The 25,370-nt window shown below is 36.7% G+C and carries 25 protein-coding genes; 12 read left to right on the top strand and 13 right to left on the bottom strand.

From position 1 onward, the window contains the following. Positions 1-674 precede the first annotated feature (674 nt). From HMPREF9225_RS01380 to HMPREF9225_RS01355, 7 genes are all read right to left on the bottom strand, one after another. A complete protein-coding gene (locus HMPREF9225_RS01380) occupies positions 675-1,277 on the bottom strand; it encodes a hypothetical protein (RefSeq protein ID WP_008901129.1) in 603 nt (200 codons plus the stop codon). Continuing rightward, positions 1,278-1,490: a helix-turn-helix transcriptional regulator gene (locus tag HMPREF9225_RS10605; protein ID WP_083772985.1), complete on the bottom strand. Its 213-nt coding sequence runs from the start codon at positions 1,488-1,490 to the stop codon at positions 1,278-1,280. Between the two features lie 443 nt (positions 1,491-1,933). Continuing rightward, positions 1,934-2,257, bottom strand: coding sequence for an alkylphosphonate utilization protein (locus tag HMPREF9225_RS01375; protein ID WP_008901127.1), 324 nt, complete (start codon positions 2,255-2,257; stop codon positions 1,934-1,936). Positions 2,258-2,338: 81 nt separating this feature from the next. Further along, entirely contained in the window at positions 2,339-2,551 is a 213-nt protein-coding gene (locus tag HMPREF9225_RS01370; protein WP_008901126.1) for a TrkA C-terminal domain-containing protein, read from the bottom strand. A 282-nt stretch (positions 2,552-2,833) separates the two neighbouring features. Beyond that, entirely contained in the window at positions 2,834-3,316 is a 483-nt protein-coding gene (locus HMPREF9225_RS01365) for a Csac_0668 family 2Fe-2S cluster-binding (seleno)protein (RefSeq protein ID WP_281032280.1), read from the bottom strand. A gap of 56 nt (positions 3,317-3,372) precedes the next feature. Further along, positions 3,373-3,594: a PhnA domain-containing protein gene (locus HMPREF9225_RS01360; protein WP_008901124.1), complete on the bottom strand. Its 222-nt coding sequence runs from the start codon at positions 3,592-3,594 to the stop codon at positions 3,373-3,375. 82 nt (positions 3,595-3,676) lie between these two features. Next, positions 3,677-5,191 (bottom strand): ClC family H(+)/Cl(-) exchange transporter, encoded by a 1,515-nt coding sequence (locus tag HMPREF9225_RS01355; protein ID WP_008901123.1) that lies wholly within the window; start codon positions 5,189-5,191, stop codon positions 3,677-3,679. An 83-nt stretch (positions 5,192-5,274) separates the two neighbouring features. Here HMPREF9225_RS01355 and HMPREF9225_RS09720 point away from each other — a divergent pair, with 83 nt between their 5' ends. The 7 genes from HMPREF9225_RS09720 to yycI are packed head-to-tail and all read left to right on the top strand — an operon-like array spanning position 5,275 to position 12,391. Continuing rightward, positions 5,275-5,820 carry a GNAT family N-acetyltransferase gene (locus HMPREF9225_RS09720; protein WP_008901122.1) on the top strand — a complete coding sequence of 182 codons (546 nt, stop codon included), beginning with the start codon at positions 5,275-5,277 and terminating at the stop codon, positions 5,818-5,820. Beyond that, entirely contained in the window at positions 5,817-6,803 is a 987-nt protein-coding gene (locus HMPREF9225_RS01345; protein ID WP_008901121.1) for a DnaD domain protein, read from the top strand. Before HMPREF9225_RS09720 ends, HMPREF9225_RS01345 begins: the two co-directional genes overlap by 4 nt. Before the next feature lie 4 nt (positions 6,804-6,807). Next, positions 6,808-7,764, top strand: coding sequence for an ATP-binding protein (locus HMPREF9225_RS01340; RefSeq protein ID WP_008901120.1), 957 nt, complete (start codon positions 6,808-6,810; stop codon positions 7,762-7,764). A 4-nt stretch (positions 7,765-7,768) separates the two neighbouring features. Next, positions 7,769-8,455 carry a response regulator gene (locus HMPREF9225_RS01335; protein WP_008901119.1) on the top strand — a complete coding sequence of 229 codons (687 nt, stop codon included), beginning with the start codon at positions 7,769-7,771 and terminating at the stop codon, positions 8,453-8,455. Further along, the gene (locus tag HMPREF9225_RS01330; protein WP_008901118.1) at positions 8,455-10,236 is read left to right on the top strand and encodes a HAMP domain-containing sensor histidine kinase; all 1,782 of its coding nucleotides are present in this window, start codon (positions 8,455-8,457) and stop codon (positions 10,234-10,236) included. The genes HMPREF9225_RS01335 and HMPREF9225_RS01330 overlap by 1 nt, the downstream gene beginning before the upstream one ends. Further along, a complete protein-coding gene (locus HMPREF9225_RS01325; protein WP_008901117.1) occupies positions 10,233-11,543 on the top strand; it encodes a hypothetical protein in 1,311 nt (436 codons plus the stop codon). The genes HMPREF9225_RS01330 and HMPREF9225_RS01325 overlap by 4 nt, the downstream gene beginning before the upstream one ends. After that, positions 11,543-12,391 (top strand): two-component system regulatory protein YycI, encoded by an 849-nt coding sequence (gene yycI / locus HMPREF9225_RS01320; RefSeq protein ID WP_008901116.1) that lies wholly within the window; start codon positions 11,543-11,545, stop codon positions 12,389-12,391. Before HMPREF9225_RS01325 ends, yycI begins: the two co-directional genes overlap by 1 nt. Before the next feature lie 1,418 nt (positions 12,392-13,809). Here yycI and ymfI read toward each other — a convergent pair. Next, on the bottom strand, positions 13,810-14,541 hold the full coding sequence (gene ymfI, locus HMPREF9225_RS01315; protein ID WP_040551256.1) for an elongation factor P 5-aminopentanone reductase: 732 nt from the start codon (positions 14,539-14,541) through the stop codon (positions 13,810-13,812). Positions 14,542-14,705: 164 nt separating this feature from the next. On the opposite strand from ymfI, the gene HMPREF9225_RS01310 reads away from it, so the two are divergent. Genes HMPREF9225_RS01310 through HMPREF9225_RS01295 form a run of 4 tightly spaced genes read left to right on the top strand, consistent with a single transcriptional unit; the run spans position 14,706 to position 18,179 of the window. Further along, a complete protein-coding gene (locus HMPREF9225_RS01310; protein ID WP_008901114.1) occupies positions 14,706-16,154 on the top strand; it encodes a nicotinate phosphoribosyltransferase in 1,449 nt (482 codons plus the stop codon). Further along, positions 16,154-16,882 carry a hypothetical protein gene (locus HMPREF9225_RS01305; RefSeq protein ID WP_008901113.1) on the top strand — a complete coding sequence of 243 codons (729 nt, stop codon included), beginning with the start codon at positions 16,154-16,156 and terminating at the stop codon, positions 16,880-16,882. Before HMPREF9225_RS01310 ends, HMPREF9225_RS01305 begins: the two co-directional genes overlap by 1 nt. Before the next feature lie 7 nt (positions 16,883-16,889). Beyond that, positions 16,890-17,519 carry an HAD-IA family hydrolase gene (locus HMPREF9225_RS01300; RefSeq protein ID WP_008901112.1) on the top strand — a complete coding sequence of 210 codons (630 nt, stop codon included), beginning with the start codon at positions 16,890-16,892 and terminating at the stop codon, positions 17,517-17,519. Between the two features lie 9 nt (positions 17,520-17,528). Beyond that, positions 17,529-18,179 (top strand): trimeric intracellular cation channel family protein, encoded by a 651-nt coding sequence (locus tag HMPREF9225_RS01295; RefSeq protein ID WP_008901111.1) that lies wholly within the window; start codon positions 17,529-17,531, stop codon positions 18,177-18,179. Between the two features lie 141 nt (positions 18,180-18,320). Here the strand turns inward: HMPREF9225_RS01295 and HMPREF9225_RS01290 are convergent, their stop codons facing one another. The 5 genes from HMPREF9225_RS01290 to HMPREF9225_RS01270 form a co-directional block, all read right to left on the bottom strand. After that, positions 18,321-19,430, bottom strand: a complete 1,110-nt coding sequence (locus tag HMPREF9225_RS01290) for an ABC transporter permease (RefSeq protein ID WP_008901110.1) — start codon at positions 19,428-19,430, stop codon at positions 18,321-18,323. After that, on the bottom strand, positions 19,417-20,514 hold the full coding sequence (locus tag HMPREF9225_RS01285) for an ABC transporter permease (protein WP_008901109.1): 1,098 nt from the start codon (positions 20,512-20,514) through the stop codon (positions 19,417-19,419). Before HMPREF9225_RS01285 ends, HMPREF9225_RS01290 begins: the two co-directional genes overlap by 14 nt. A 1-nt stretch (position 20,515) precedes the next feature. Continuing rightward, on the bottom strand, positions 20,516-21,454 hold the full coding sequence (locus tag HMPREF9225_RS01280; RefSeq protein WP_008901108.1) for an ABC transporter ATP-binding protein: 939 nt from the start codon (positions 21,452-21,454) through the stop codon (positions 20,516-20,518). A gap of 183 nt (positions 21,455-21,637) precedes the next feature. Continuing rightward, on the bottom strand, positions 21,638-22,504 hold the full coding sequence (locus HMPREF9225_RS01275; RefSeq protein WP_008901107.1) for a radical SAM protein: 867 nt from the start codon (positions 22,502-22,504) through the stop codon (positions 21,638-21,640). Next, on the bottom strand, positions 22,504-23,520 hold the full coding sequence (locus tag HMPREF9225_RS01270) for a threonine aldolase family protein (RefSeq protein ID WP_008901106.1): 1,017 nt from the start codon (positions 23,518-23,520) through the stop codon (positions 22,504-22,506). Before HMPREF9225_RS01270 ends, HMPREF9225_RS01275 begins: the two co-directional genes overlap by 1 nt. Before the next feature lie 72 nt (positions 23,521-23,592). Between HMPREF9225_RS01270 and HMPREF9225_RS01265 the strand changes: the two genes are divergently transcribed. Beyond that, complete coding sequence (locus tag HMPREF9225_RS01265) at positions 23,593-24,675, top strand: pyridoxal phosphate-dependent aminotransferase (RefSeq protein WP_008901105.1); 1,083 nt, start codon at positions 23,593-23,595, stop codon at positions 24,673-24,675. Positions 24,676-25,370 lie beyond the last annotated feature (695 nt).

Raw genomic sequence — 25,370 nt, 5'->3', positions numbered from 1 at the left:
CATAGGCTGGTCGTAGCATAGTTTAAAAATTATATTTACTGGTATTTAAGTGGTGTTAAATCTGTAGAGAAACTTTTAATTTTGCACAGAGAAAATTAAAATCAGGCGAAGCCGTGGGGAAGTAAAACATCTGATTTGTCTTTGTAGCGGAAGCATCTTGCTTCCACAGCCGAAGGCTCTAATAAGATAAGCTATGTTGATTAAAAAATTTTCTAAAGGTCTGTTCTTATGTATTGTCATCCTGAGAGGCAGTCGAGTTCTACAAATCAGACTGCACTTCGTTTGTCTTCTTTGGAACTCTTTGCACGAGGCCTGCTGCGAAATCAGAGATTTCGGCTAGGGCTTCGAAGGATCTGACCTATATTTAACCTAATTAAGACAAAAAAATAATGCTACAAATGCAGCATTATTTTATCTTCCTTTTTAAATTTAGACATGAAAAAAAGCACCTACCTTTTTGATAGATGCTCTTAAATAAATTTATAAGTTCTATTACTTATCTAACTTTTTACTTAATTCTTTAATTTCATTTAAGATTTTAATGGATATTAACCCAATAGTAATACAAGTTCCAACTCCTGTATGCATCAAACCACCATTTACATAATATGGAAAAATAAGATTTATTACAATTCCTATTATTACAGATATTATTATAAACATCATGAATAATTTTACTCCAATCCTTCTGTTTCAGTTAAAGGATTTATAAATTTTTTATTTACTTCTAACTCAAATTCAATACAATTATGTTTATTTAATTCATGACCATGATCTTTTTCTGATTTTTTCCCTTCCGACTTTGTAGATACTATTTCTTTTCCCCTAAATAATTCTAGAAAAGAAAAAGCATTTGATTTCATATCTTTAACGTAAATTCCATATTCTCCATCATTTGGAATAGTAAATTTTACATCATCTTCTGGGTTTTCTACACTCTTTTTTATAGGAGCACCATAATCATTATAGCCCCAGCCAGCTTTAATGTCTTCGGCAGGCAAAATACCTACTTCTAAATCATTTCCTTTAAAAGACTTTAACTTAATGACTACGGTATCACCTTTTTTCCATTTCTCTCTACCAAAAATAGCTACACTTCCTTTTAACAAGCGGATTTTAAAATGCGTAGATCCTTTCGTATCTCTAGATTCTACTAAAAAAGTCTTACTTGAAAAACATTTTTCATTGTTACTTTTTTTCGCAGCCATTACTACATTCAGACTAAAAACTAATGTAAAAAGCAAAAGTACTATTGAAAATTTTTTTATATTCTTCATTTAATTTCCTCCTACGCCTTCATGGCACTGCTCACACTCAAACCTATTAAAGCCAAATAGTGTATAAACACATGTATTTAGTTTGTTTGCAATTTCCATTGCTATTGAAATTGCGGCTTGAGCCTCTCCACGTTCCAAAAGACTAATATATTGTCTTGTTACACTTAACTCATAGGCTAATTCTTGTTGAGTTAACCTTTTCTCTTTTCTAATGACTCTAAGTTCACATAAGAGTTTTTGCTCATTCTTGAAACTATGTTACTTGTTACGTGTGCAGAACTTTTTTAGTCTTCCTTGTTCATTTCTCTTTCTACTAATAAGTGGCATAATGGTTTATAAAAAAATTGCCATATTATTACCCCTTATCTGTTTAATTTATTAATGTATATTATATCACAAATAGGCTAATAAATCACTTTAGCCTATTTTTTACTTTTTCTTGCTTTAGTATTTATTGGTATATCCTTAGTTGTTTATGTTTCCCAATTAAACCGTTCAACATCGGTAAAACAGAGTGGAACTAGAATTCGAACGAGTATAAACTACACACAACCATTTCTTTCAACTGACCTCACCATATTCGAGATCCCTCGACTTCGCTCGGGATGACTGGGTGGGTGTAGTTGAAAAAATAAAAAAATAATAGGCATAACCTATTATTTTAATACTTTTACTACCGATGATTTTAAATATACTTCTCCTACGCCGTCGATCCTTCCTAGGATATCGTGGCCGTCGTGGAGTTCATCTAGTATCTTTATTTTCTTTGCGCGACTTCCTCTTTTTAATGTGTCTTTTCCAAGTTTTAGATCTCTTATTGTGATTACGTCGTCGCCTTCTTGTATTTCATTTCCTGCTGAATCGTATAGTTTCATCGATTCAATTGTGTGTTCTGTCCATTCTTTTCCACATTCTGGGCAGTTATATGTCATTCCGTCGTGGTAGGCATATTCGCTGCCGCAATAAATACATTTATCCATTTTCCCCTCCGATTATTTTCTTAACAGGATTTTCTACAAATCCTTTTTACGGTCTAATCTTATAGGTAAAGATTTACAAAGTCAATCTTTAAAGTATTCAACAACTTTGTAAAAATCGCCTTTCGGTGCGATGACTAAAAGTTTATCTCCAGACATGAGTTTTGTATCGCCCTTAGGTACGATTTTTTCTGTTCCTCTATCAATTTCTACAATCATTAGATTAACTGGGAAGGAGATATCTTTTATGAGTTTGTCTTTTAATTTTCCGTTTTCTTCTACATTGTGCTCATACATTTTGTAGATGCTATTATCTTCTGTTATTTAATCGGCATCTTCTATAATCTTTTTCATAGCTTTTAAAATAGCCTTTGCTGAATACTGAGCCACTTTTATCTCAATATTTATAGTCTTATTATTAACTTCATCATTTACCATATAGGTGACCTCCTTTCCGGGGAAAACAAAAAAGCGACCCAGACTTTTACATCTGAACCGCTAAAATTTTAATTATATAGTTTTTTATTATTTTTAATTTTATTACTGTTATGACGTACTTTATAAATTATTTGTCGCAAACTATTTTTTGCTATTTAATGCTTTATTGATGGTTTCTTGAATAAAAGGACTACAGCATTTACCCAAAGGATTGTTAATTTCGCACTTTCCATTTTTCATTGCCCCTGTAAGTCTAATAATATCTTTAATATTCTTTGCACCATCATATAAAACAGCGTTTATAATTTGTTGCTCTGTAACATGGTTGCAATAGCATATATATTTGGGATTTGCATTCTTTTTAAACCATATAGGAACTTTTACCTCTTCCTTATAAAAAACTCTTTCATTGTTTAAGTTATAATACACGACATCACAATCTTCATTCATACATAAATAGTAAGTTTCTTCATCTACAACCTTTCCCATAAGGTTTTCTGATACCATATGCTTTACAGTTATATTCTTAACCTTTTCTCCTATTTCGTGACATTTGGGGCAATTTTTTATTTCTTCCATTGTACCAATGGTTTTTTGTATTGAAACTCAGCAAGATTGATTTATCTTATTTTCTTGACTCACTTTATTTCCTCCTTTCTAAATAAATATTATTTCTATAGTTAATCAGGATATCTAATACCTCTTTTTAATGTGTCTTTTCCAAGTTTTAGATCTCTTATGGTGATTACGTCGTCGCCTTTTTGTATTTCATTTCCTGCTGAATCGTATAGTTTCATCGATTCGATTGTGTGTTCTGTCCATTCTTTTCCGCATTCTGGGCAGTTGTATGTCATTCCGTCGTGGTAGGCATATTCACTGCCGCAATAAATACATTTATCCATTTTCCCCTCCGATTACTTTTCTTAACAGGATTTTCTACAAATCCTTTTTACAGTCTAATCTTATAGGTAAAGATTTACAAAGTCAATCTTTAAAGTATTCGTCCACTTTGTAAAAGTCGCCTTTTGGTGCGATGATTAGGAGTTTATCTCCAGACATGAGTTTTGTATCACCCTTTGGTACGATTTTTTCTGTTCCTCTATCAATTTCCACAATCATTAGATTAACTGGGAAGGAGATATCTTTTATGAGTTTGTCTTTTAATTTTCCGTTTTCTTCTACATTGTACTCATACATTTTATAGCTACTGTTATCTTCTGTTATTTCGTCTCCTTGTGATTTTACGATTCCTTCGTATAGAGATTCGTAAATTGGAGGATTTTCCATTAGCTCTGCTACGAGGAATGATACCATCGCTGCTGTGGTCAAGAATATTAAGTGGGCAAAGGATCCAGTCATTTCGCTTACTAGGAGTATACTCATTATTGGTGCTCTTACTACTGATGTGAGCACTCCGCACATGCCGAGGATTACAAAGTTTACATAGAATTCTTCCGGCACTTGTCCTTTAAAAATATAGTAGACGATTGCTCCTGTTACTCCGCCTATGACTAGGACTGGTAAAAATATTCCACCTTGGGCGCCGGAGCCGTAGCTGGTCCATGTGAATATTAGTTTAAATACCAAAATTTGTACTAAAAACATAAGTGGTAGTCTTGATTTTGCAATTTCTTCCAACACTCCATGACCTCCGCCTAGGACTTCTTTTATTGTGTAGCCCAAGATTGCAGAGATACCTAGTGCGATTAAGATCCTTACAAAGAGTGAATCAAGTTTTTTATATAGCTTTTGTGAGCCAACTAGTCCTTTATTAAATATAACTCCTACGATTCCAGAAAATATCCCGATGATTATACCGATATATATTTTATTGAGTGGGAGGTAGTGTACAAATCTAAATGATAGGGATGGTTCAAATCCCATAATTGTGTAGGAAACATAGTTTGCTATTACTGATGCGATGATACATGGCACGAGGATAAATCTTGAAAAAGATTTGTGCACTTCTTCAAGTGCGAAAAGTGTGCCGGAGATTGGTGCGTTAAATGCTGCTGCAAGTCCTGCTGATGCTCCCGCTGTAACCATGAAACTCATCTCAACTTCGTCTCTTTTTAAAATCTTGCCCATGACTTTTCCGATGGAACCGCCGAGCTGGATGCTTGGACCTTCTCTTCCTAGGCTCAGTCCTGCAAATGCTCCCAGGGATCCTCCCACTAGTTTGGAGACTATGGTTTTATTTTCATCCATGTCGAAACGACCGATGACTTCTCCTCTTATCTGTGGGATTCCGGAACCGCCGCTAAGGGGTGCCCATTTCAAAAGTTTTGTAATTATAATTGCAAATATTGGAAATACGATTAATATTGCAAGAATCGCCCTGGTTGAACCGTCGAAGAAAATATATCTATATTTTTCTAAAGACGCGAGGATAAATCTATATAGAACTGAAATAAGCCCTGCGAAGATTCCTACGATTATTCCGTCGAGAAACATCCTTGCAACCTGGCGACCTTCAAATTTAGTTTTTAAAAAATCCATTATACACCTCTATTTTATTATACAATGAATTACTCTTCTGTAAAAGTTACAATGATTTTTCTGTTATAATATAAGGGGGTAGTATGATTAAAGGAAAGAATGTATACATGAGTGCTATTACTCTTGACGATGCAATGAGTTTTAGAAATCATAAGGAACACGAAGATAAAAGGCTTCGCTACTACAATTTCAAACAGATGACGAGAAGAGATGTAGAGCGTTGGTACAAAGAGAAGATTTCTCTAAGGCACACCTACTACTACACGATAAATGTGGGGCAGGATAGAATTGGATTTATCTCCCTTAAAAATGTGAACACTCGTTTCAAATCTGCAACATTTGGTATTTCAATTGGAGCGGACTACACAGGTATGGGTTATGGCAGAGATGCTATGGAGACCATGATCGATTACTATAGAAAACTTGGGATAAAAAATTTTTATCTAAGGGTACATACGGACAATATTCGTGCCTTAAACCTCTACAAAAGTTTGGGATTTAAAAGGGTCCTCACCTGGTATACATTTTTGCCGAGAGGAATACTACAATTTGTCGAAAAAAAAGATAAAATAAATATACTGGGAATAAATTTCCACAGATACTATTTAATGAAAAAAGTGGTGCTATGATTAAATATAAAAAAACAGAAAAAGACCTCGGTTACACGATAATCGAAAATATATTTATAAATGATTTTATGCCTTCCGCCGACGGTGCATTTGTAAAAGTGTACCTAATGGGACTTAAACTCCTTCAAGAAAACAAGGGCGACTCCATAAGGGAGAAAAATTTGGCGGATATCTTAGGCATGACAGAGTCGGACATCAAGAGAGCCTATAAATATTGGAGCGACCTTCAAATCGTAGAAGTTGAAACTGAAGGGGAAGAAAATATTTACAGCTATGTAAATTTAAAGGAACTATATATAGACAATATTTGGAATGTGGTGCCTGTGCAAAATGATGTCAGCGACCTACTTGATAATTCTAGGGTGGCAGAATTCTTTGCAAATATTGAGTTCTACCTTAGAAAATCTATTTCGTCTTCGGAAAAGATGAATATCTACAACTGGACCTCCATCTACAATATGCCGCTATTTATGATAGAAGAAGCATTCTATTTTGCATCGGAAATCCGTGGCGTCTATGCGATTAAATATGTTGAGAAGATCGTGCTTAACTGGGCGGATAAAAATATAAGGACCTTGGAAGATCTGGACGAATACAATAGAACCCACGAAGAAAAATACTTTAGATACAATAAGATTATGAAAGCAATTGGACTTTCTAAAAAGGAATTCAACAAGTATGATTTCGAAATGATCAATTCTTGGTACGATGACTTCAGCGACGAAATGATCATGGAAGCAACGTCGAAGGTGGTAAATGTAAAATCCCCTTCCGTTGCCTATGTAAATGGAGTCATAGATAATTGGCGTAAAAAAGGATTTAAGACCGTTGAAGAGGTAAGAAGCGAAAAGAAACCTCCAAAGGTAAATATAAAGAAGAACTTCACCAGCACCAACCATCAAACTTCTAAATATTCTAAGGAAGAACTGGAAAAGATTGCTAGACAGAAGATGATGGATGCGATGAAGAAGATAAACAGGTGATAATATGGACGTGTATAGAAAGATAGGAGAATACTTCGAAGATCTCAGGGAAGAAAACGAGAGGGAACTGGAAAATAGAAAGAAGTTTCTCTACGAGAGCATACCTCAGATTAAAGATGTGGACTCTGAAATAAAGTCATTGGGTATAAAGGCGGCGCTTATGTCCATAGAAGGACAGGAAGTAGAAAGTTACAAAAAGAGAATCGAAGAACTTTCTGATTTTAAGAGAGAACTTCTCGCGGCGCACAATATTCCGACGGATTTTTTAGACCCAATCTATAGTTGCAAGGCTTGCAAGGACACTGGAGTATTGCCAGATGGAAAGAGATGCAGCTGTTTTGAGAAAAAGATAATCTCAAGCCTCTACGAAAGTTCAAACCTAAAATATAGTTTGGAAAAAGAAAATTTTGAAACATTTAATATAGAAAAATTCTCCGACGAAGTGTACTTGGAAGGACTTCCAAGTCCAAGACAGAACATGAACCTAATTTTAGATCTATGTTGGGGATTTATAAAAAATTTTGAGGACAGAAATTTTTCGAATTTATTATTCTACGGAGCGACGGGACAGGGCAAGACATTCCTACTTAACTGCATAGCAAGAGAAATTCTAGATTCGGGACACAGCGTGGTGTACCAAACCTCTTGGGAACTCTTCGACTTTTTGGAAGAGAGAAGATTTAGAAGAGATATAAACTTCGACGAAAACAAATTCAAAGCCCTACTTAGCTGCGACCTACTTATAATCGACGACTTGGGAAGCGAATTTAGCAGCAAACTTGTGGCGGCAGAACTGTTTAACATTATAAATTTGAGACTTTTATCAGGGAAGAAATGTCTATTTTCAACGAACCTGGATCCAGAAGAGTTGGCAGCGACCTATTCGGACAGAGTATTTTCAAGAGTCTTTGAAAAATTTGTACCGATTAAGTTCTATGGAAAAGATTTGAGATGGGAGTGATTTCGTGAACAGAGTATTAGTATGCGACGATGAAACTGCAATAGCGGACATCATAAAATTTAATTTAAAGAGAGAAGGATACGAGGCAGACACCTGCTCCAACGGAGAAGAATGTCTAGAAATATTAAAAGATAATGAATACGACCTTTTAATACTAGATGTGATGATGCCTAAATTAGATGGATTTGAAACTCTAAGAGAGCTTAGAAAATTCTCCTACATTCCTGTCATCATGCTCACTGCAAAAGATGACGAAGTGGATAGAGTCCTAGGACTTGAACTGGGAGCGGACGACTATGTAGTGAAACCTTTCTCTATGAGAGAGCTTATCGCAAGGGTCAAGGCAAACCTAAGAAGAAGAGAAGTTGAAGTGAAATCTGTGGAAGTAGAAGAAACTATTGAGAGGGGCGACCTTGAAATAGATTTAAAACGCTACATGGTGAAGAAGCGTGGCAAGACCATAGAACTTACCCTTCGTGAGTTTGAACTTTTAAAATTCTTGGCACAGAACGAAGGCAAAGTTTTTTCAAGGGAAGAACTTCTATCTTCTGTGTGGGGATATGAATATTTCGGAGACATTCGTACCGTAGACGTGACTGTGAGAAGGCTTCGTGAAAAGATCGAAGACAAGGACAAAGACTATCGCTACATAGTAACCGTCCGTGGTGTCGGATATTATTTTGGTGGATAATGTTTAAAAGTATAAAATTTCGATTGATTGGACTCTACTTCGTCCTAGTTTTAATCGTACTTTCAATAGTCGGTACATTTATATTAAACAGGTTGGAATTTGAACAGATTGACAATATAAAGGACGAGATGATAAAATCCAGCGATTCATTCATCGGGGCAGGGTCAGATATATTTTCAAAAGATACGATAGATAAAAAAGAAATAGACAAACTGATGGATGTGTGGTCATTTCCATCCTATGTAAGTGCCTTTGTAGTGACAGGAGGAGATTCGCCAAAGATCATCGCCACATCATCTGTGGTGGATACAAAGGAGCTGGACCGTGTGAACGCACTTAACTATCCGCTTTTAGATCCGTCTCTACTTCTTGGATCCTTCCAAGGTGAGAAGAAGGACCTGCTGGTGGAAGACGTGAATCGTTCATCCAACACATTGCACTATGCAACTCCTATCATCGGGAAAAATTCCGAAGTGCTAGGATCTCTTTACATGGTGGCGAACCTATCTTCAGTCTATTCAGTCCTTGGATACGCAAGGTCCATCTTTATCTCTGCGGTGGCTGTTGCCCTTGCAATTACATCTGTAATGGCATACTTCATGGCAAGTTCTGTAACCAATCCGATTAAAGAACTGACCGCATCTGCAAAGAAGATGAGTGAAGGAAACTTCGACCAAGAGATAGAAGTAAAGGGAAACGACGAAATCGGCAAACTTTCCAAAATGTTTAACGGACTTAATAGGGATTTGGGAAATACATTCGACAGATTGGAACTTGAAAGAAGTAAACTTAACACAATATTTGACTATATGGCAGAAGGCGTGGTGGCAATCGATAGAAATAGAAGGCTCGTCCACGCAAATCCAATAGCTAGGAAGATTCTTTCCCTTTCCAAAAATCACGTTGGATCGGTGGTAGATTTTTCCATGGTAAATATAAAGGACATAGACTTTAAAGATGTGAGCACACTATCTGGGGAAGTAAATGCACAGATTAAGGACGTCTTTTACAAAGTTAAGTACGCTCCATACAAAAGCGAAGGTAGGGTTCTAGGAGTAATCGTTGTGCTCCAAGATATCAACGAAGAACACAGGCTCGATGTCATGAGAAGAGAATTTGTAGCAAATGTCAGCCACGAGCTTAAAACTCCAATCACAACCATAGGCTCTTACACAGAAACCATGCTGGATGTGGATATGGACTTGGATTCCATTCGTAACTTTCTAAGAGTAATAGATAGAGAAAACAACAGGATGGCAAGGCTTGTTACAGATCTGCTACAACTTTCAAACATGGACTACAAAGAAACCAAGTGGAACTATGAAGCGGTGGACACCTACGACTTTTTGTCTACAAATATAAATTCTCTAGACATGCTCATAAAAGAAAAACATCACAAGGTCACCTTGGACGTACCTATGGATATAAATTCCATGTATGTGGATAGACACGGCGCAGATCAAGTATTTAGAAATATATTTTCAAACGCTCTTAAATACACGAGAAAGGGTGGCGAGATCAAAGTCACCGCTAAATCAGAAGGAGCAAGTGTCGAAATAATCGTTGAAGACAATGGAATTGGAATCCAAAGAGAAGATTTAAACAAAATTTTTGAAAGATTCTACAGAGTTGAGAAGTCGAGATCTCGTGAAATGGGTGGCACAGGACTAGGTCTATCCATTGCAAAAGAAATATTGGAATCCATGGGCGGTAGAATCAGCATCGAATCAGAAATAGGAGTGGGAACCAAGATGACACTTAGATTCCCAGGTGTAGCATGAAAAGATTCTTAGGAAATTTACTCATAGTAGTTCTTGCGGCAGCTGCAATCTTTCAGACCTACTACCTTTGGAGTGAATATGACGACAAATCAGAAAAGGTTCAAGTAAAAGAAGAATTTAAATCAGAAGATCTCGTTCGCAAGGTGTTAAGTCCAAGAGTTGTAGTATATAACAAGGACAAGAAACATTACCTCGAATACAAAACAGACGATATATTTAAGAAACTTTTGCCAGATATTTCAAAAATATTCACAACCACGACGCTTGAAAACTACGAAGAGATAACTGGCGAAGAATATTTAAAATTACAAGAAGAAGACTCCATAGTTCTAACCATGGCAGTCTACATCGAGGACCAAGACTTTGTAAAAGCTATGGGACTTTCAGAAAAGACGGAAGGACTAAATATAAAGGTAAATGAAATATATCTTTCCGATAGAGCAATAGTCCTCTCAGGAGGAGAGAAACATTTTAAACTCAAAAATCCATCAGAGGTAGTAGTTTCAAATATTCTTAAATCAAAAGGAACGAAGGATCTAATAGAAGCGAAGACCATCTACGAACTATACCATGTGCAAAAAAATATATTTATCCCAGTGGGAGACTACATCTACGCAAGAAAATTTAAATACACAAACAGAGTTCTAGATCTGTCAGCGCAGGATAGAATAATGCTGGCACAGAGATTTATCTCAAAAGATATAGACTTTATAAAAGAAATCAGAGACGAAGAAAAAGATATCTACGTCTATGAATCGCTAATCTTTAAAATATTAAACGACGGTCATCTTGTATTCGAAGACTTAAACTCAAGAAAACAAGAAGAAATAGAAAAATCTCAAAAGCTAATAAACAGTTTAAACTTCATAGTTGACAAGACCGGTCGTACAGAAGGTCATTACCTAAGAACCATGTACGATGAAAAAAATAAGACCAAGATACTATTTGAAAAGAGAGAAGATGGCATCCAGGTAGTGCCGCTTAAAGATAGCAATCCATACATCGAAATCGAAAACGAAGAGAATATGGTGAGAAGCTACAAGGAAAGATACAGAAGAGCAGACTCTAACGAAGATTTAGTAAAATATCCACATCGTCTAAGACATTTCGAATATATAATTGGAGAAAATTTAGATAAGTTTGGAGCAGAAACAGTGCAACAGGTGGTGGAAAATATAAAGGGAGTAAGTCTAGTCTACATGGATGATGAAGACGAAGAAGAACTCATCCTAGGAATGAAGATTCACTACAACGACAAGAATTACTACATCGACCTGGATAAAAATGTGGTAAAAGGAGTGATCTGATGGATTTAAAACTAGCAAAAAAAATCATCGTAATATCTCTTATAATCACAAACATCATTCTCTTTGGATTTATCTATAAAAAAGAGGTAGCCTACATGGATGAGACGAACCAGAAGCCATTTATCGAAAAGACTGTGGAGCTTCTAAAAAAGAAAAACATAGAAGTAGAAGCGAAAGTACCAAGACAAAACTACAACATGAATACATTGAGCGTTGAATTTGAAACCAGCGAAATCAAAGACTTAAACAAATTATTCTTTGGCGGAATAGCAGAAGTGGAAGATCCACAAGGAGAAAATGGAATCATAAGGGGAAGGGACAAGACCCTAATCCTTATAAACAGAAGAAGAATCATCTACGAAGATCAAAAACCGAATGGATACAATGTACAAAACATAGAGAATGCCATAGATGTAACCAAGGATTTTTTATTGAAGCATGAATTTAAAAGCGATGACTTAATCCTCGTAAGATCCGAAAAAAACGACGACGGAACCTATGACATAGAGTACAGAAAATCCTACGACCAAAAACTTTTGGAAACATCCTACACCAACTTTACCCTAAATAAGAATGGAATCCAGAAGATGGATAGACTATGGCTAAACGTGCTCGAACAATCTGGCAAGAAACTAAGCACAGGATCAGCATCAAAAGCGTTACTAACACTACTGGACAAACAGAATTTAAATAAAAAAACCATAGTTAAAATAGAACCGTGCTACTACTTCGACCCAGAAGAACAGGGGTATTTGGACGATATCACCAAAGCACTAAGAGGAAGAGCCATCCCATCCTGGAGAATAGAATTTAAAGATGGCAGCGATATAATAATAGAAAAAATATAAAGATAAAAATAAAATCAGATGTTTAGGCATCTGATTTTTTATCGAAGATTTCGGCTAGGGCTTCGAAGGATCTGACCTATATTTAACCTAGTCTATGCAATTAATTTTTTATAAAAATTCCAAACTACAGTCATCGATACATAACCCCGCAATGGCTATACCCATTCGACTACGACAGTTCCGTTAAAACTCCACCGTCTCCGCTCAGGGTGACTGTCTTCCGTTGGGACTATTCACGAGACTAACTTCCCAACTACAGTCACCCTGAGCGAAAGAGCCGAAGGCTCTGGAGTCGAATGGGTATAACCTCCGAGGGTCTAGTCTAGACAAATAAATCATATTAAAATAAAAGCTCAAATTCGATTCCGATTACAGAAACTCAAAAATTCTAAGCCACGTCGAACTATAAATCGCAACTCGCTACGCTCAAACAGTGCGATTTATGGTCGTTCTCCTTAGGCTTGAATTTTACGAGTTTCTTCCAGACGGAATCTCCTTTTGAGCCTTTTATTTTATAGAAATACAAATTAGAAACAAGGATTATATAAGGTAAATCGTAAGAAGGCTATGAAATTATTTCTAAAGAAAACTTATAAAGATGTATCTTTATAGCGGAAGCACTTTGCTTCCAATACGGTTATAAATATTATTCTTAATTTTTGCAGGATTTGCCAAATTTTATTTCTACTTATGCAAAATTAAAAGTCCATATACGGATTTAATACAATTTCAATTCCAGTAAATATAATTTTTAAACTTAGCTACGACCAACCTATACAACTTACGTGATTTTCCATGAGGCGTTAAAAAATTTGGGTGTTTGAGCGTAGCGAGTTCCCAAATTTTAGCCGAAATGTGAAAATCACTTCCCTGATAATGCGAGGTGGGCAGAGGGAGCTCGAGGGAGAAGGGAGGAAACTGCGAGTCTCGTTCGCAAAACCGTAGGTTTTTCGGTGCCTCCCTCTCCCTCGTAAAAGAAAATTTGAAGGAGAAAAAATGGGATTAGGTTAAACGTAAGATATTTATTTACATATGTTATAAATTTTGAGATTATTTCATTTGCAAAGGATTAATTATCGGAAGCTATACCCGTTCGACTCACTTCGTTCGCTCAGGGTGACTGTAGTTGGGAGATTTTGAAAAAAATTAATTGCATAGTTTAGGTTAAATATAGGTCAGATCCTTCGGCTTCAGAGCCTGATGGCTCTTTCGCTCAGGATGTCCAAGTGCAAGAATAGACTTCACCAGGGTTATACCCGTTCGACTACGATGGCTTCGCCATCTTCGCTCAGGGTGACTGAAACTGAAAAAGTTATGTATGTAGAAAAATTTTTCTTAATACATTTATTTCTATCCAAAAAACAAAAATCCCCACACTGATATATGGAGATTTAAAAACATTATTCAAAAATACAAACTTAATACACAATCATCCCGCCGTTTTGGGAGATTACCTGTCCTGTCATGTAACTATTCTCGTCGCTTACGAGAAATTTAACTAGGTTTGCCACCTCTTCTACTGTTCCAAGTCTTCCAAATGGAATTTCGTGGCGGACTTCTTCCAATGTACACGCGCCGAGATCTTCGCACATTTGTGTTAAAATCGCACCGGGAGCGATGCAGTTTACACTTATCCCGCTATATGAGAGCTCGTTTGCTAAACTCTTTGTGTAGGAGATGATTGCTGCCTTGGTTGCTGCGTAGTGGCTTTCGTTTGATGCGCCGACTATGCCCCATATGGAGCTTAAATTTAAAATCTTGCCCGCCTTCATTGAAATCATACCTGGAAGGGCTCTTCTTGTAACATTTATAAGTCCTCCAACATTTATTTTAAATAGATTTTCTATCTCTTCTACACTCGCGTCTTGGAAAAGTCCATACATGGCGATGCCTGCGTTATTTATAAGTATATCCACAGGACCTACCATACATTCTATTTCTGAAAACATTGCGTCAACTTCTTCTGGTTTTGATATGTCCGCCTTCACCATGTAGCCGACGGTTCTTTCTTTTATGTAATTTAAAACTTCTTGTGCTTCGTCTTTACTTTTATTGTAATTTATTATGACTCTGTAATCTTTAATTGAAAGAGCCTTTGCAATGGCTGCTCCGATTCCTCGTGAGCCTCCTGTTATTAGTATATTTTTCATAGATACCTCCGCTTCTATTATTTCAGCTATTATTAAAAATTGCAAAAGTTTTTGTAAAATTTAATTTTATTTTTAGTCTATAGTTGTATTTTTGTAAATTTCTATATTTATTAGAAATACCGCTACTTATGGAGTATAATTATATTAACTAATAGGGGGAAATTATGAGAAATTTAAAGGAAGAAAACTTAACTCTCCTTTGCGACTTCTATGAATTTGCTATGGCAAATGGATATTTCGAAGCGGGCATGGGAGAAAAAATTGTATATTTTGACATGTTTTACAGAACTGTGCCAGACAATGCATCCTACTCAATTACTGCAGGTCTTGAACAGGTCATAGACTATATAGAAAATCTTCATTTTTCTGATGAAGATATAGATTTCTTGCGTACAAAGAAAATCTTCCACGAAGATTTTTTAGAATATTTGAGAAATTTTAAATTTGAATGTGACGTTTGGGCGCTTAGGGAAGGTACCGTTATATTTCCTCAAGAACCTATTATCATTGTTAAAGGTCCGATTATGCAGGCTCAAATGCTTGAAACTATGATTCTTTTAACCATTAATCACCAATCAATGGTGGCTACAAAGGCAAACAGAATCGTAACTGCTGCTAAGGGTAGACCTGTTGTGGAATTTGGATCTAGACGTGCCCAAGGCTACACTGGTGCAAACCTCGGTGCGAGGGCTTCCTACATTGGAGGTTGTGCTGGAACCGCAAACACTCTTGCAGAAAAATTATACGGAGTGCCTGCTCTAGGTACTATGGCTCACTCCTGGGTACAACTTTTCGGCTCCGAATACGAAGCTTTTAAAACTTATGCACAGGTATATCCAAACAATTGTCTTCTACTTGTAGATACCTACGACACTTTGAAGGAAGGTATTCCAAATGCTATTAGAGTTTGGAACGAAGAACTTGTACCAAAGGGAATCAGACCAAAGGGAATCAGAATCGACTCTGGAGATATTGCATATCTTTCTAAAAAAGCTAGGGTTATGCTTGATGAAGCTGGTTTTTCAGATGCGATTATAATGGCTTCTAACTCCCTTGACGAATGGACCATCGAATCTATCTTGACCCAAGGGGCAAAACTCGATTCATTTGGTGTTGGAGAAAGACTTATCACATCAAAATCAAGTCCAGTGTTCGGTGGAGTTTACAAACTCGTTGCCTATGAAGAAGATGGAGAGATCGTGCCAACTATTAAGATTTCTGAAAATGTTGCGAAGATCACCACTCCAGGTTTTAAATCTCTATATAGAATCTACGACAAGAGCACTATGAAGGCTGAAGCTGACGTAGTATGTTTAAATTCAGAAAAGCTAGAAAAGATGGACGAACTAGAAATCTTCCACCCAATCTACACTTGGAAGAGAAAGAAATTTACAAATTTTGTAGCCAAGAATCTAATGGTAAAAGTATTTGAAAAAGGAAAACTTGTTTACGATATGCCTACTTTGGAAGAAATAAAAGACTACGCTCAGAAAGAACTAGCTAGCCTTTGGGACGAAGTGAAGAGACTTGAAAATCCTCACGAATACATCGTCGACCTTTCACAAGATCTATGGGATATCAAGGACAGACTTTTGAAGGAGCATAGAAAATAATGGATGTTTATAGACTTATTGTGGATAGAGATGATTTTAACCGCTATTTGAAAGAAAGAAAAATTGCATTTAATTTTAAGTTAAGTAGAGATTATAAAAATTTCAAAGATTATAGTGAAATAGTTTCACAAGAGTTTGTAAATTCAAAAGATATAAAGAACTTTTTAAATGGGCTAAATAAAATTAAAAAAGGCGATCTTCTGTACCTGGTTGCAGAAGGTAGCCTTGCCATAGGAATAGCTAGAGAAGATGCTAAGTTTGACGGCGGATTTGATATTTTATTTGATTTTAAAATGCTAGATAGAAATGATATGCCAATGGAAGTTAAGAAAAGCCTCGGCGGACATATCTTTAGAAAGATAAATGTAGAAGATTTTTACGAAAAATCTCTAGGTCTTACCAAGGTCGCTGGAACTGTGGTGCCAAAACAATATTCCTACTTGGTTTTAAAAGAAGAGGAGAGAAAGCCCCGTTCGAAGAAGAAGATTATAAAACCTCAGGAAAACATGGCGGAACTTATAATAGAAGTTCATCCTCCAGAAGAGGAAGTGACAGATATTGCAATAAGCATGACATCTAAACTTCCACAAAAGGTTGAAAGACCTATGCTTCCAAAGACGGAAGAAAAGAATTTGGCAAAGATTATCTTTGATTATCAAGTCTCCATGGCAGAGCTTATGTTTAAAACTTATATCGATATATTAGAAAATTTCACGAAGAATTTATAGGAGGAAAATGGTAGTATTATTTGATTTAGACGGAACGATTATAGATTCGTACCTTGGAATTAGCTCCGGTCTCAAGGAAACTTTTAAAAAATACGGAGTAAAGGACGCAGACTCTTTGGACTACAATCAGTTTATAGGTCCACCCCTTAGAGATAGCTTAAAGGCTGTCTTTGACTCGGATGAAGAAATAATAGAAGCAATAGAAGATTTTAGAAAGTACTACGACGAAAAGGGTCAGTATGAACTAGTTGCCTATAAAAATATAGAAGATGTGTTTATTGAAATAAAAGACCACAAACTCTTGGTTGCCACATCAAAACCTCAGAAAAGGGCGAGAGACATCTTGGACAGGCTAGGATATTCAAAGTATTTTCACTATATCGCCGGAGCGGTGGACGGAGAGCACAACAAAGAACTAATAATAAGAGATGCACTATCTCAAATAGATTGCGATGAAGACGAAGAAATCTACATGGTTGGCGATAGATTCTCGGATATCGTAGGAGCTAAAGGCGCAGGTGTTAAATCGGTAGGAGTTCTCTACGGATATGGAAAGAGAGACGAACTTGAACACTATGGTGCAGACTACATCGTAGATACAGTACTAGATTTAAAAGATTTTTTTAAAAATAAATAGAGAGAAAAAATGAAATTAGATTACAACGTACTGGATATGATTTTTGAAATACTTGGGACTATTTCATTTGCATTTTCAGGAGCCATGGTTGGAATCAAAAGGGGCATGGACCTCTTCGGAGTAATGGCACTAGGAGTGGTAACTGCACTGGGAGGAGGACTCGTAAGAGATTTGATCCTCGGCAACACTCCTCCAGTCATGTTTCGCGATTCTCGTATGGCAATCTATGCAATAGTGTCCTCAGTACTTCTCTTTATGATTTTTTATATAAGGTTTGATATCATCGAATCCAAGTGGATGAGAAGGATCACTCTTGTGATGATGCTATTTGACGCATTGGGACTTGGTGCATTTACCGTAACGGGGATCACCACCGCATTAAACATGGGCTTCGAATATAAATTCCTGCTTCTATTCGTAGGAGTTTTGACAGGAGTAGGCGGAGGAGCGCTAAGAGATGTATTTGCAAGCGAAATCCCCGCAATATTTAGAGAACAAATCTATGCGGTTGCGAGCTTCTTGGGGGCGATGGTCTATATAAGTTTAATAGGAGTAGTCAATCTAAACTTGGCGAAGATGCTTGCGTTTATGGTTGTGTTTATGGTAAGACTTATGGCAATCACATTTGATATGCACCTACCAAGGATAGATAGAAGTTAGAATAAGGCAAGGAACAAAATATTTCTTGTCTTTTTTATTGCTTTTTTAAATTTTGTTATTTTATAAAAAATGCGTCCGATATAATGGACGCATAATAAATATATTAATAATCAAATTTTTCTTTTATGAAGGTGTTATTTTTTAATTTATATTGTCATTTGCCTTTAGTTTTGCAAATGCGGACACAATTATAAACGCTGCTGCAAATCCTAGCACTATCATCATATTTGGAATGATTGTGGATAGGCTTGGATCTTCTGCAAGGATTTCATTATTTTTTATAAAGTAGTAGCTTGGGAATATTTTGCCTATGGTGAGGGCAGTCTTCCCTAAAATTTCTTGTGGAACAAACGCTCCACATAGGAAGGATGATCCAAGGGCAACAACGTTCATCACACCTTGTATGGCATTGAAATCTTTAATTACACTTGCAATCATAACCGCCATAGACACCACTGAAATTGTAAAGACAAATGAGTTTAGCATCATGAGGTTTATGTGAGTTTTACTGAAGTCGTAGCGATACATAATGACGAAGAGTGCCATGTAAAGAATCCATGCAGCAAGTCCAACCACTATATGACCAAACATCATCTCGAGGTTGATCCTAGTTTTTGGAAGTGGAGATACAATATTTCTCATGAGGATAGGTTTTGCTTTATAGACTTTTACTATGGTTGAGACTATAAGTATGATTTGAGAAAGAAGCACGTAGTTTAAAAAGTTGAAATAGTAGCGACTTGTGTCCTTTTTAACGCCTGCGCCGCCGGATTTTATATTGACCTCTACTTTTTTATCCAAGTCGTCATCGGTATTTTTTATAGCTTCATCTTCTGTGAACCCTGCTTTTTCATATGCACCAACTTGGCTTAGATATATATTTATTTTATTTTCCACATTTGTAGCATAGCTATCGTCTGGAGCTGATTTATAAAGTACTTCTCTATTGGAATCGAAGTCTTTTGGAATTTCTATTGCAGCACTTATAAAATTGTAGAAGAGTTTGTCCTCTACCAAGTCTTTATTCATCTTCACGATGGTAGTGTTCTTATCCAGGTAAGCAGTGAGTGCGCGAGAAAGCTGTGTGTCTGCATTATCTTCCAAATATATGTTTACGTCCACAGATTTATAAGAGGATTCATTCGTAGTCTTGGTAAAGAAGCTCATCAAAACTATAAATATTATCGTATATAAAATTATGGATGTCTTATGCGCCCAGGTTATTTTGAAATAATTTTTAAAGACTTTCATATTCTTTGCCTCTCATAAATACCAGTGATGCACCCATAAACACTACAGTTAACACCAAGAGATTTACCATGTCATTACCAAACCTTGCAGTGGAATCATAGTAGTATAGGGAGTATACTGCATCTGTTATAACTGCAACTGGATTTATTTTATTTACAATAGGTGCATGTTCAGCGATTATTATCTTCATATCTGAAATCATCATTCCTGCTAAGAATGACATGAGCATGGTGATTGCAATTCCCATTCCGACTTTGGTGTCGAGGCTTGCCTTATTTGAAACTCCGATTAAGATACCGAATGAGACTCCACAAAGTGAGCCGAGGGCTGCAAGTTCTATGATTTCCAAAGAGCGGTTTCCAAACCCAACTCCTAGGGCATACTTTAAGTAGGCTACAAATATAAGTGTGATTGCAAAATTTATTATCCAACTTACCAGAATCGATGCGGACAGCATGACGCTCTTCTTGGTAGGGGCGACTGCGTTTCTCTTGCCGTTTGTAGATAGGTTTGCCTCGTACTGAAAACTTACGAAGAGCCCCCACATATAGCCATAGATGGTTGTCATGCCTAGAAGGGTGTAGAAAAATGTGTTGACTTGATCCATATTTTTCCTAGACACATCTTTTATATGGTTTTCAACTCCCAATATTTTACTTATGTCTGTCCTTGGATTTTTCATCATCACTTTACTTATCATAGAAGATTTTTGAGAATATGCATTCATGATAGTCTCAACGATCGTTTCTGAAATTCCAGATTTTTTTGTATAGATTTTGTCCGTGGATTTGATATAGACTTTTACATCTTTATCTTCATCCAAGATATCTTCGCTGCTTGCGGTTCTGACCTTGAAGTATTTTTCTTTTTCCATTTCATCCATAAAGCTTTTGAAGTTTGCATCTTCCATTAGATTTGTGTTTACTGCCACATCCACTGTCTTAAACTTCATATTTTCTGTAATATTTCCAAAGGCAAGCTTAAAAAACAGTCCCATGATGATTGGAAAGATCAGTGACCAAAATAGCAGGGGTCTCTGCCTTAAAAGCACCTTAAAAGTATTTTTAAAAGAATGAATAAACATACTAATCCCTCAAATCTTTGCCAGTAAGTTCCAAGAACACATCGTTTAAGCTAGGTTTTTCAACGTTAAGGGAGCTATACTTGATATTATTTTCATCGAGAAGTTTAATTAGTTTCATAAGATATCCATCTCCATGGGAAAATGTGAGTTTAACTGAGCCGTCTCTCTCTTCAAAGCTTAGAATATGTTCTAGAGATTTAACCTTCTCTTTTACTTCTTCACTTAGATTGGAAGAGGTGAAGCTTATCTTTTCATTCATTTCTATACTGTTTTTTAACTCTTCTGATGTGCCTTTGGCGATGACCTTGCCCTTATCAATTATGACTATATCGTTACATAAAAAGTCGACCTCGTCCATGTAATGTGATGTGTAGATGATGGTGGAGCCTTCCTTGTTTAATTTTTTTATCCCTTCAAGTATATTGTTTCGAGATTGAGGATCCACCGCAACGGTTGGCTCATCTAAGATTATTATCTCTGGTCTGTGGGCGATTCCACAGGCGATGTTTAGCCTTCTTAGTAGACCTCCAGAGAGCTTCTTCGGTTTGAACTTTACGAAGTCATTTAGACTTACTAGATCCAGTGCCCTCTTGACGAGTTTTTTTCTTTCTTTCTTGTCCTTTATGTATAGACCGCAGAAGTAGTCGATATTTTCATAGACGCTTAACTCGTCATAGACAGCCACGTCTTGAAATACGACGCCAATCCTTCTTTTGATATCATAGGCATCTGGAGACATCTCCTTGCCGAAGATTTTCACGCTGCCGGCGTCCTTTTTTAATAGTGAGAGGATGCAGTTTATGGTGGTGGATTTGCCACTTCCATTTGGACCGAGTAGGCCAAGTATTTCTCCGGATTTAACGTCTAAGTCTAGATTATCTACTGCAGTTAACTCCTTATATTTTTTAACAAGTCCATTTACTTCTATTAGACTTTCCATATGAACCTCCAATATTTTATTCCACTTTCATTTTAAAATACTACATTTTGCAATATGTAAAATAATTGTAAATCTCGCGTAAACTCGTCTACAAACCAACTGTTTACAATGAATGGCGTTTGAATTTGTAAATTTTCAGAAAAATAAAACCCGGAAAGTTCCGAGTTTTTTTCGATTTATCTTTTAAAACCCTCTTAAATATTCTGGTTTATAATTTTCTTCTCTCAATGCTTCGTCGATCTCTTCGATCATTCGCTCCTTATCTTCGTTTAGATTTCCTGCGAGGGAGATGTAGTTACTTGCGTGGTTGGATCTAAAGACTGTGCCTTCTGAATCCACATGTTCTAAAAATATTTTGATCTCTTGAAGGATATCCAGTGGGCTTAGTCTTTTAAATTCTCCGGATTTATATCTTTCGTAGAGAGGTGTGTCTGGAAATAGATCCAAGGTCAGGTAGGAAATATAATCTGGCTTCGCTTCCGTTACAACTTTTGCGGTTTCAACTGCGTTTAGCTCCATCTTATCCATTCCGCCAAGACCTGCGATGATGGTGGCAGACACCTTAATTCCTGCAGCTTTTGCCTTCTTCGTTGCCAAGATATATTCTTCTGCGGTGGAGTTCTTGTTTACATCTTTTAAGATTTCGTCGGAGCCACTTTCGTATCCCACGTAGACCATTTCAATTCCATGCTCTCTAAGTTCTCTTAACTCTTCGTCGGTTTTTCTTAAGATATCCTTCGCCGTTGCATATGATGTGATTCTCTCCAAATTTTCCATATTCTTTGCGAAAAAATCGCAGAGGTCTACGAGTTTGTCGTTTGAAAGGCATAGAGCATCTCCGTCGGCGATGAAGACTCTCTTGTAAAATGGTCTCTCTTCCAAGTATTCTTTCACTTCCACCTTAAGCTCTTCCAAATCTCTAAGATGGAAGGTATCGTCCTTGTACATGGAGCAAAAGTCGCACTTATTGTAACTGCATCCAACCGTTGCTTGCACAATTAAAGAACGAGCCTCACTAGGAGGCCTGAACACTTTTCCATAATATTTCATTACAGAATTTCCTTTAATTTTTCTAAGAAACCTTCCACTTCTTCGTCGGTGGTTCTGTAAGATGTGCAGAGTCTTACGTTGTAAACGTCGGTGCCTAAGTTTTCAAGACCGATTAACGCAAACTCTTCTACTTTTTCTATTTGATCCTTTGTTAAGCTTATGAAAAGTTGGTTGGATTCTGGTGGAAATGCAAATACCACTCCCAATTTTAAAAGTCCATCCTTTAGCTTCATCGCTTTTTCGTAGGCATTTTTACCAAGTTCGTAGTAGAGACCATTTTCAAATAATGCGTCAAATTGTGCAGATAGGATAAATCCCTTCGCCATGATGGAACCCTTTTGTTTCATATGATTTCTAAGTCTTTCCTTTAGATCATCTTCTACAACTACTAGGGCTTCGCCAAACATTGCACCGTTTTTGGTGCCGCCGATGGTGAAGATGTCGCAGCTTTCAGAAAGTTCCTTAAGGGTAAATCCTTCTCTTGCCATTGCAACAGCAAGTCTTGCTCCGTCGACGAATAGATAAGTTCCAAATTCAAGGCAGACTTCGTAGAGAGCTTTGATTTCGTCAATGGAGTAAACAGTACCAGCTTCTGTGGTGTTAGAAATATATACAACCTTTGGAATTACATCATTTTCCGCACCGAAGAGGGCGAGCTTGTCGCGAAGAAGATTTTCTGTAAGCTTGCCGTCGGGAGTGTCTATGGTTACAACCTTGTGACCAGTCGCTTCCATAGATCCAGTTTCGTGGATGGAAATATGTCCGGTAGTTGCACAGACGATGGCTTCATAACTCATAAGGGTGTGGGTTGCAGCGACGATATTTGCAATAGTTCCTCCTGGAAGGAATTCAACCACCACATCGTCACGACCGATTTCTTTCTTAATCTTTTCTTGAACAGAAAGGGAATAATCGTCTTGACCGTAACCGATCATCTTATCTTCGTCAAGCTTTGCCAAAAATTCGTATACTTGTGGATGACCTTTGTCATTATAATCGTTTAAAAAATTTTTCATAGCGCCTCCATTGTTTAACTTCTAATTTATTACTATAATAATAGTATATTACAAAATAAAAGGAATGATAATATGAAACATGATTCTCATGGAGTAAATTTATTTGAAATATCTAAGAAGTACGGATTCAAAGAAGAGGAAATCGTCGATTTTTCGTCGAATATAAATCCGTTCGGCATGCCAAAATCAGCCAAAGACGAAGTAATAAGAAGGATTGATGACCTATCCACCTATCCAGATCCAGAATACAGAAGTCTAAAAGCATCCATCGCAAAATACACCGGTGCCTGCGAGGAAGATATTCTAATTGGATCCGGGACATCTGAAATAATTGCAAATTATATAAGATATGCAAATCCGAAGAGGGCGATACTTTTAAGTCCATGCTACTCAGAATATGAAAATGAACTTAGAAAGATAGGCTCAGAAATTTTCTACTATGATTTGGAAGAAGAAAATAATTTTGAAATCAAAATAGAAAGTTTGATAGATAAAATAAATAAAAACGACGTGGAGCTATTTATCTTTGCAAACCCAAACAATCCGACGGGAACCATACTTACAGTCGCAGAAGTAGAAGAGATTCTAAAGCAGACGAAGTGCAAAGTGTTTGTAGACGAAACCTATGTGGAATTTGCGGACAAGAAAGTATATTCCCAAATAGAACTTACAAAGAAGTACGACAAGGTAATCGTTGCCCGCTCAACGTCCAAATTCTTTGCATCACCGGGGATAAGGCTGGGATACGCCACCACATCTGATGAGAAATGCAAAGAATATTTTTTCAAGGACAGTTTGATCTGGGGAGTAAACATCGTCGCAACTATCGCTGGGGAAAAGATGTTCTCTGACAACAAATATCAAGACGAAGTATATAAATTTGTTGAAGAAGAAAGAGAATATGCATTGAAATTTCTAAAAGGCTTAGAAGGACTAAAAGTTTATAAATCCAAAGGAAACTTCATAATGTGTAAACTCCTAGGAGGTAAAACCGCAGCGGAACTCTATGACTACTTGATTCCACAAAAGCAAGTGGTAAGAAACCTCGCAAGTTTTAAAAATCTTGGAGAAGAATACTTTAGATTTTGTATTTTAGGAAGAGAAGACAATAGAAAATTGCTTTTGAATATAGAAAAGTTTTTGAAAGAGCAGTAGAAATACTGCTTTTTATTTTGGTTATTTTTAAATGCTATAGCAACTGTTTCTGCCAATCGGCTACGCATCTTGGGCTAATTCCGGCACACCTACTAAGACTCACAACGCTTATCAAGTTAGGTGTAGAACGTAGAGCATCAAAAATAAAAACCTCATGCTATCCAGATAGCATCAAAAATAAAAGCTCAAAGTCGATTCCGATTACAGAAACTCAAAAATTCTAAGCCACGTCGACCTGCAAATTCGCAACTCGCTTCGCTCAAACAGTGCGATTTGCAGCCGGTCTCCTTAGGCTTGAATTTTACGAGTTTCTTCCAGACGGAATCTCCTTTTGAGCTTTTTATTTATGTAAAATGCGTTTTAATTAGCAAAATTTTAGAAAAATAAAAATCATGCGCAGCCGTATGAAAACATAGATTACGATTTTTCTTTGTAGCGGAAGCTACCAGCTTCCATCAACTTATGTACTAAATTCTTTCACCTCAGCCGAAGGCGTAAAACAACAAAAATTTATATGTACACCCATTTAATTCTTACTCACAATCCTAATACAGATAAAACCTATACCACCACAGGTGATTTTTGCTTTCGGCGTTAAGAAATTTTCCACTGTCTGAGCGAAGCGAGTTTGGAAAATTTTAGCCGAATAAGAAAATCACTACCAAAACCTCCCCAATGCGAGGTGGGAGGGGGGA

This window comes from Peptoniphilus duerdenii ATCC BAA-1640, assembly GCF_000146345.1.
Lineage (GTDB): Bacteria > Bacillota > Clostridia > Tissierellales > Peptoniphilaceae > Peptoniphilus_B > Peptoniphilus_B duerdenii.
Note: the sequence above shows the minus strand (reverse complement) of the source record. Positions and strands in the feature narration are given on the sequence as shown.

Excerpts from the sequence above, each read along its gene's own strand:
- HMPREF9225_RS01380 (WP_008901129.1), bottom strand. The coding sequence starts at position 1,277 with ATGAAGAATATAAAAAAATTTTCAATAGTACTTTTGCTTTTTACATTA.
- HMPREF9225_RS01375 (WP_008901127.1), bottom strand. The coding sequence starts at position 2,257 with ATGGATAAATGTATTTATTGCGGCAGCGAATATGCCTACCACGACGGA.
- HMPREF9225_RS01370 (WP_008901126.1), bottom strand. The coding sequence starts at position 2,551 with ATGTATGAGCACAATGTAGAAGAAAACGGAAAATTAAAAGACAAACTC.
- HMPREF9225_RS01360 (WP_008901124.1), bottom strand. The coding sequence starts at position 3,594 with ATGGATAAATGTATTTATTGCGGCAGTGAATATGCCTACCACGACGGA.
- HMPREF9225_RS01355 (WP_008901123.1), bottom strand. The coding sequence starts at position 5,191 with ATGGATTTTTTAAAAACTAAATTTGAAGGTCGCCAGGTTGCAAGGATG.
- HMPREF9225_RS09720 (WP_008901122.1), top strand. The coding sequence starts at position 5,275 with ATGATTAAAGGAAAGAATGTATACATGAGTGCTATTACTCTTGACGAT.
- HMPREF9225_RS01345 (WP_008901121.1), top strand. The coding sequence starts at position 5,817 with ATGATTAAATATAAAAAAACAGAAAAAGACCTCGGTTACACGATAATC.
- HMPREF9225_RS01340 (WP_008901120.1), top strand. The coding sequence starts at position 6,808 with ATGGACGTGTATAGAAAGATAGGAGAATACTTCGAAGATCTCAGGGAA.
- HMPREF9225_RS01330 (WP_008901118.1), top strand. The coding sequence starts at position 8,455 with ATGTTTAAAAGTATAAAATTTCGATTGATTGGACTCTACTTCGTCCTA.
- HMPREF9225_RS01325 (WP_008901117.1), top strand. The coding sequence starts at position 10,233 with ATGAAAAGATTCTTAGGAAATTTACTCATAGTAGTTCTTGCGGCAGCT.
- yycI (WP_008901116.1), top strand. The coding sequence starts at position 11,543 with ATGGATTTAAAACTAGCAAAAAAAATCATCGTAATATCTCTTATAATC.
- ymfI (WP_040551256.1), bottom strand. The coding sequence starts at position 14,541 with ATGAAAAATATACTAATAACAGGAGGCTCACGAGGAATCGGAGCAGCC.
- HMPREF9225_RS01310 (WP_008901114.1), top strand. The coding sequence starts at position 14,706 with ATGAGAAATTTAAAGGAAGAAAACTTAACTCTCCTTTGCGACTTCTAT.
- HMPREF9225_RS01305 (WP_008901113.1), top strand. The coding sequence starts at position 16,154 with ATGGATGTTTATAGACTTATTGTGGATAGAGATGATTTTAACCGCTAT.
- HMPREF9225_RS01300 (WP_008901112.1), top strand. The coding sequence starts at position 16,890 with ATGGTAGTATTATTTGATTTAGACGGAACGATTATAGATTCGTACCTT.
- HMPREF9225_RS01295 (WP_008901111.1), top strand. The coding sequence starts at position 17,529 with ATGAAATTAGATTACAACGTACTGGATATGATTTTTGAAATACTTGGG.
- HMPREF9225_RS01290 (WP_008901110.1), bottom strand. The coding sequence starts at position 19,430 with ATGAAAGTCTTTAAAAATTATTTCAAAATAACCTGGGCGCATAAGACA.
- HMPREF9225_RS01285 (WP_008901109.1), bottom strand. The coding sequence starts at position 20,514 with ATGTTTATTCATTCTTTTAAAAATACTTTTAAGGTGCTTTTAAGGCAG.
- HMPREF9225_RS01280 (WP_008901108.1), bottom strand. The coding sequence starts at position 21,454 with ATGGAAAGTCTAATAGAAGTAAATGGACTTGTTAAAAAATATAAGGAG.
- HMPREF9225_RS01275 (WP_008901107.1), bottom strand. The coding sequence starts at position 22,504 with ATGAAATATTATGGAAAAGTGTTCAGGCCTCCTAGTGAGGCTCGTTCT.
- HMPREF9225_RS01270 (WP_008901106.1), bottom strand. The coding sequence starts at position 23,520 with ATGAAAAATTTTTTAAACGATTATAATGACAAAGGTCATCCACAAGTA.
- HMPREF9225_RS01265 (WP_008901105.1), top strand. The coding sequence starts at position 23,593 with ATGAAACATGATTCTCATGGAGTAAATTTATTTGAAATATCTAAGAAG.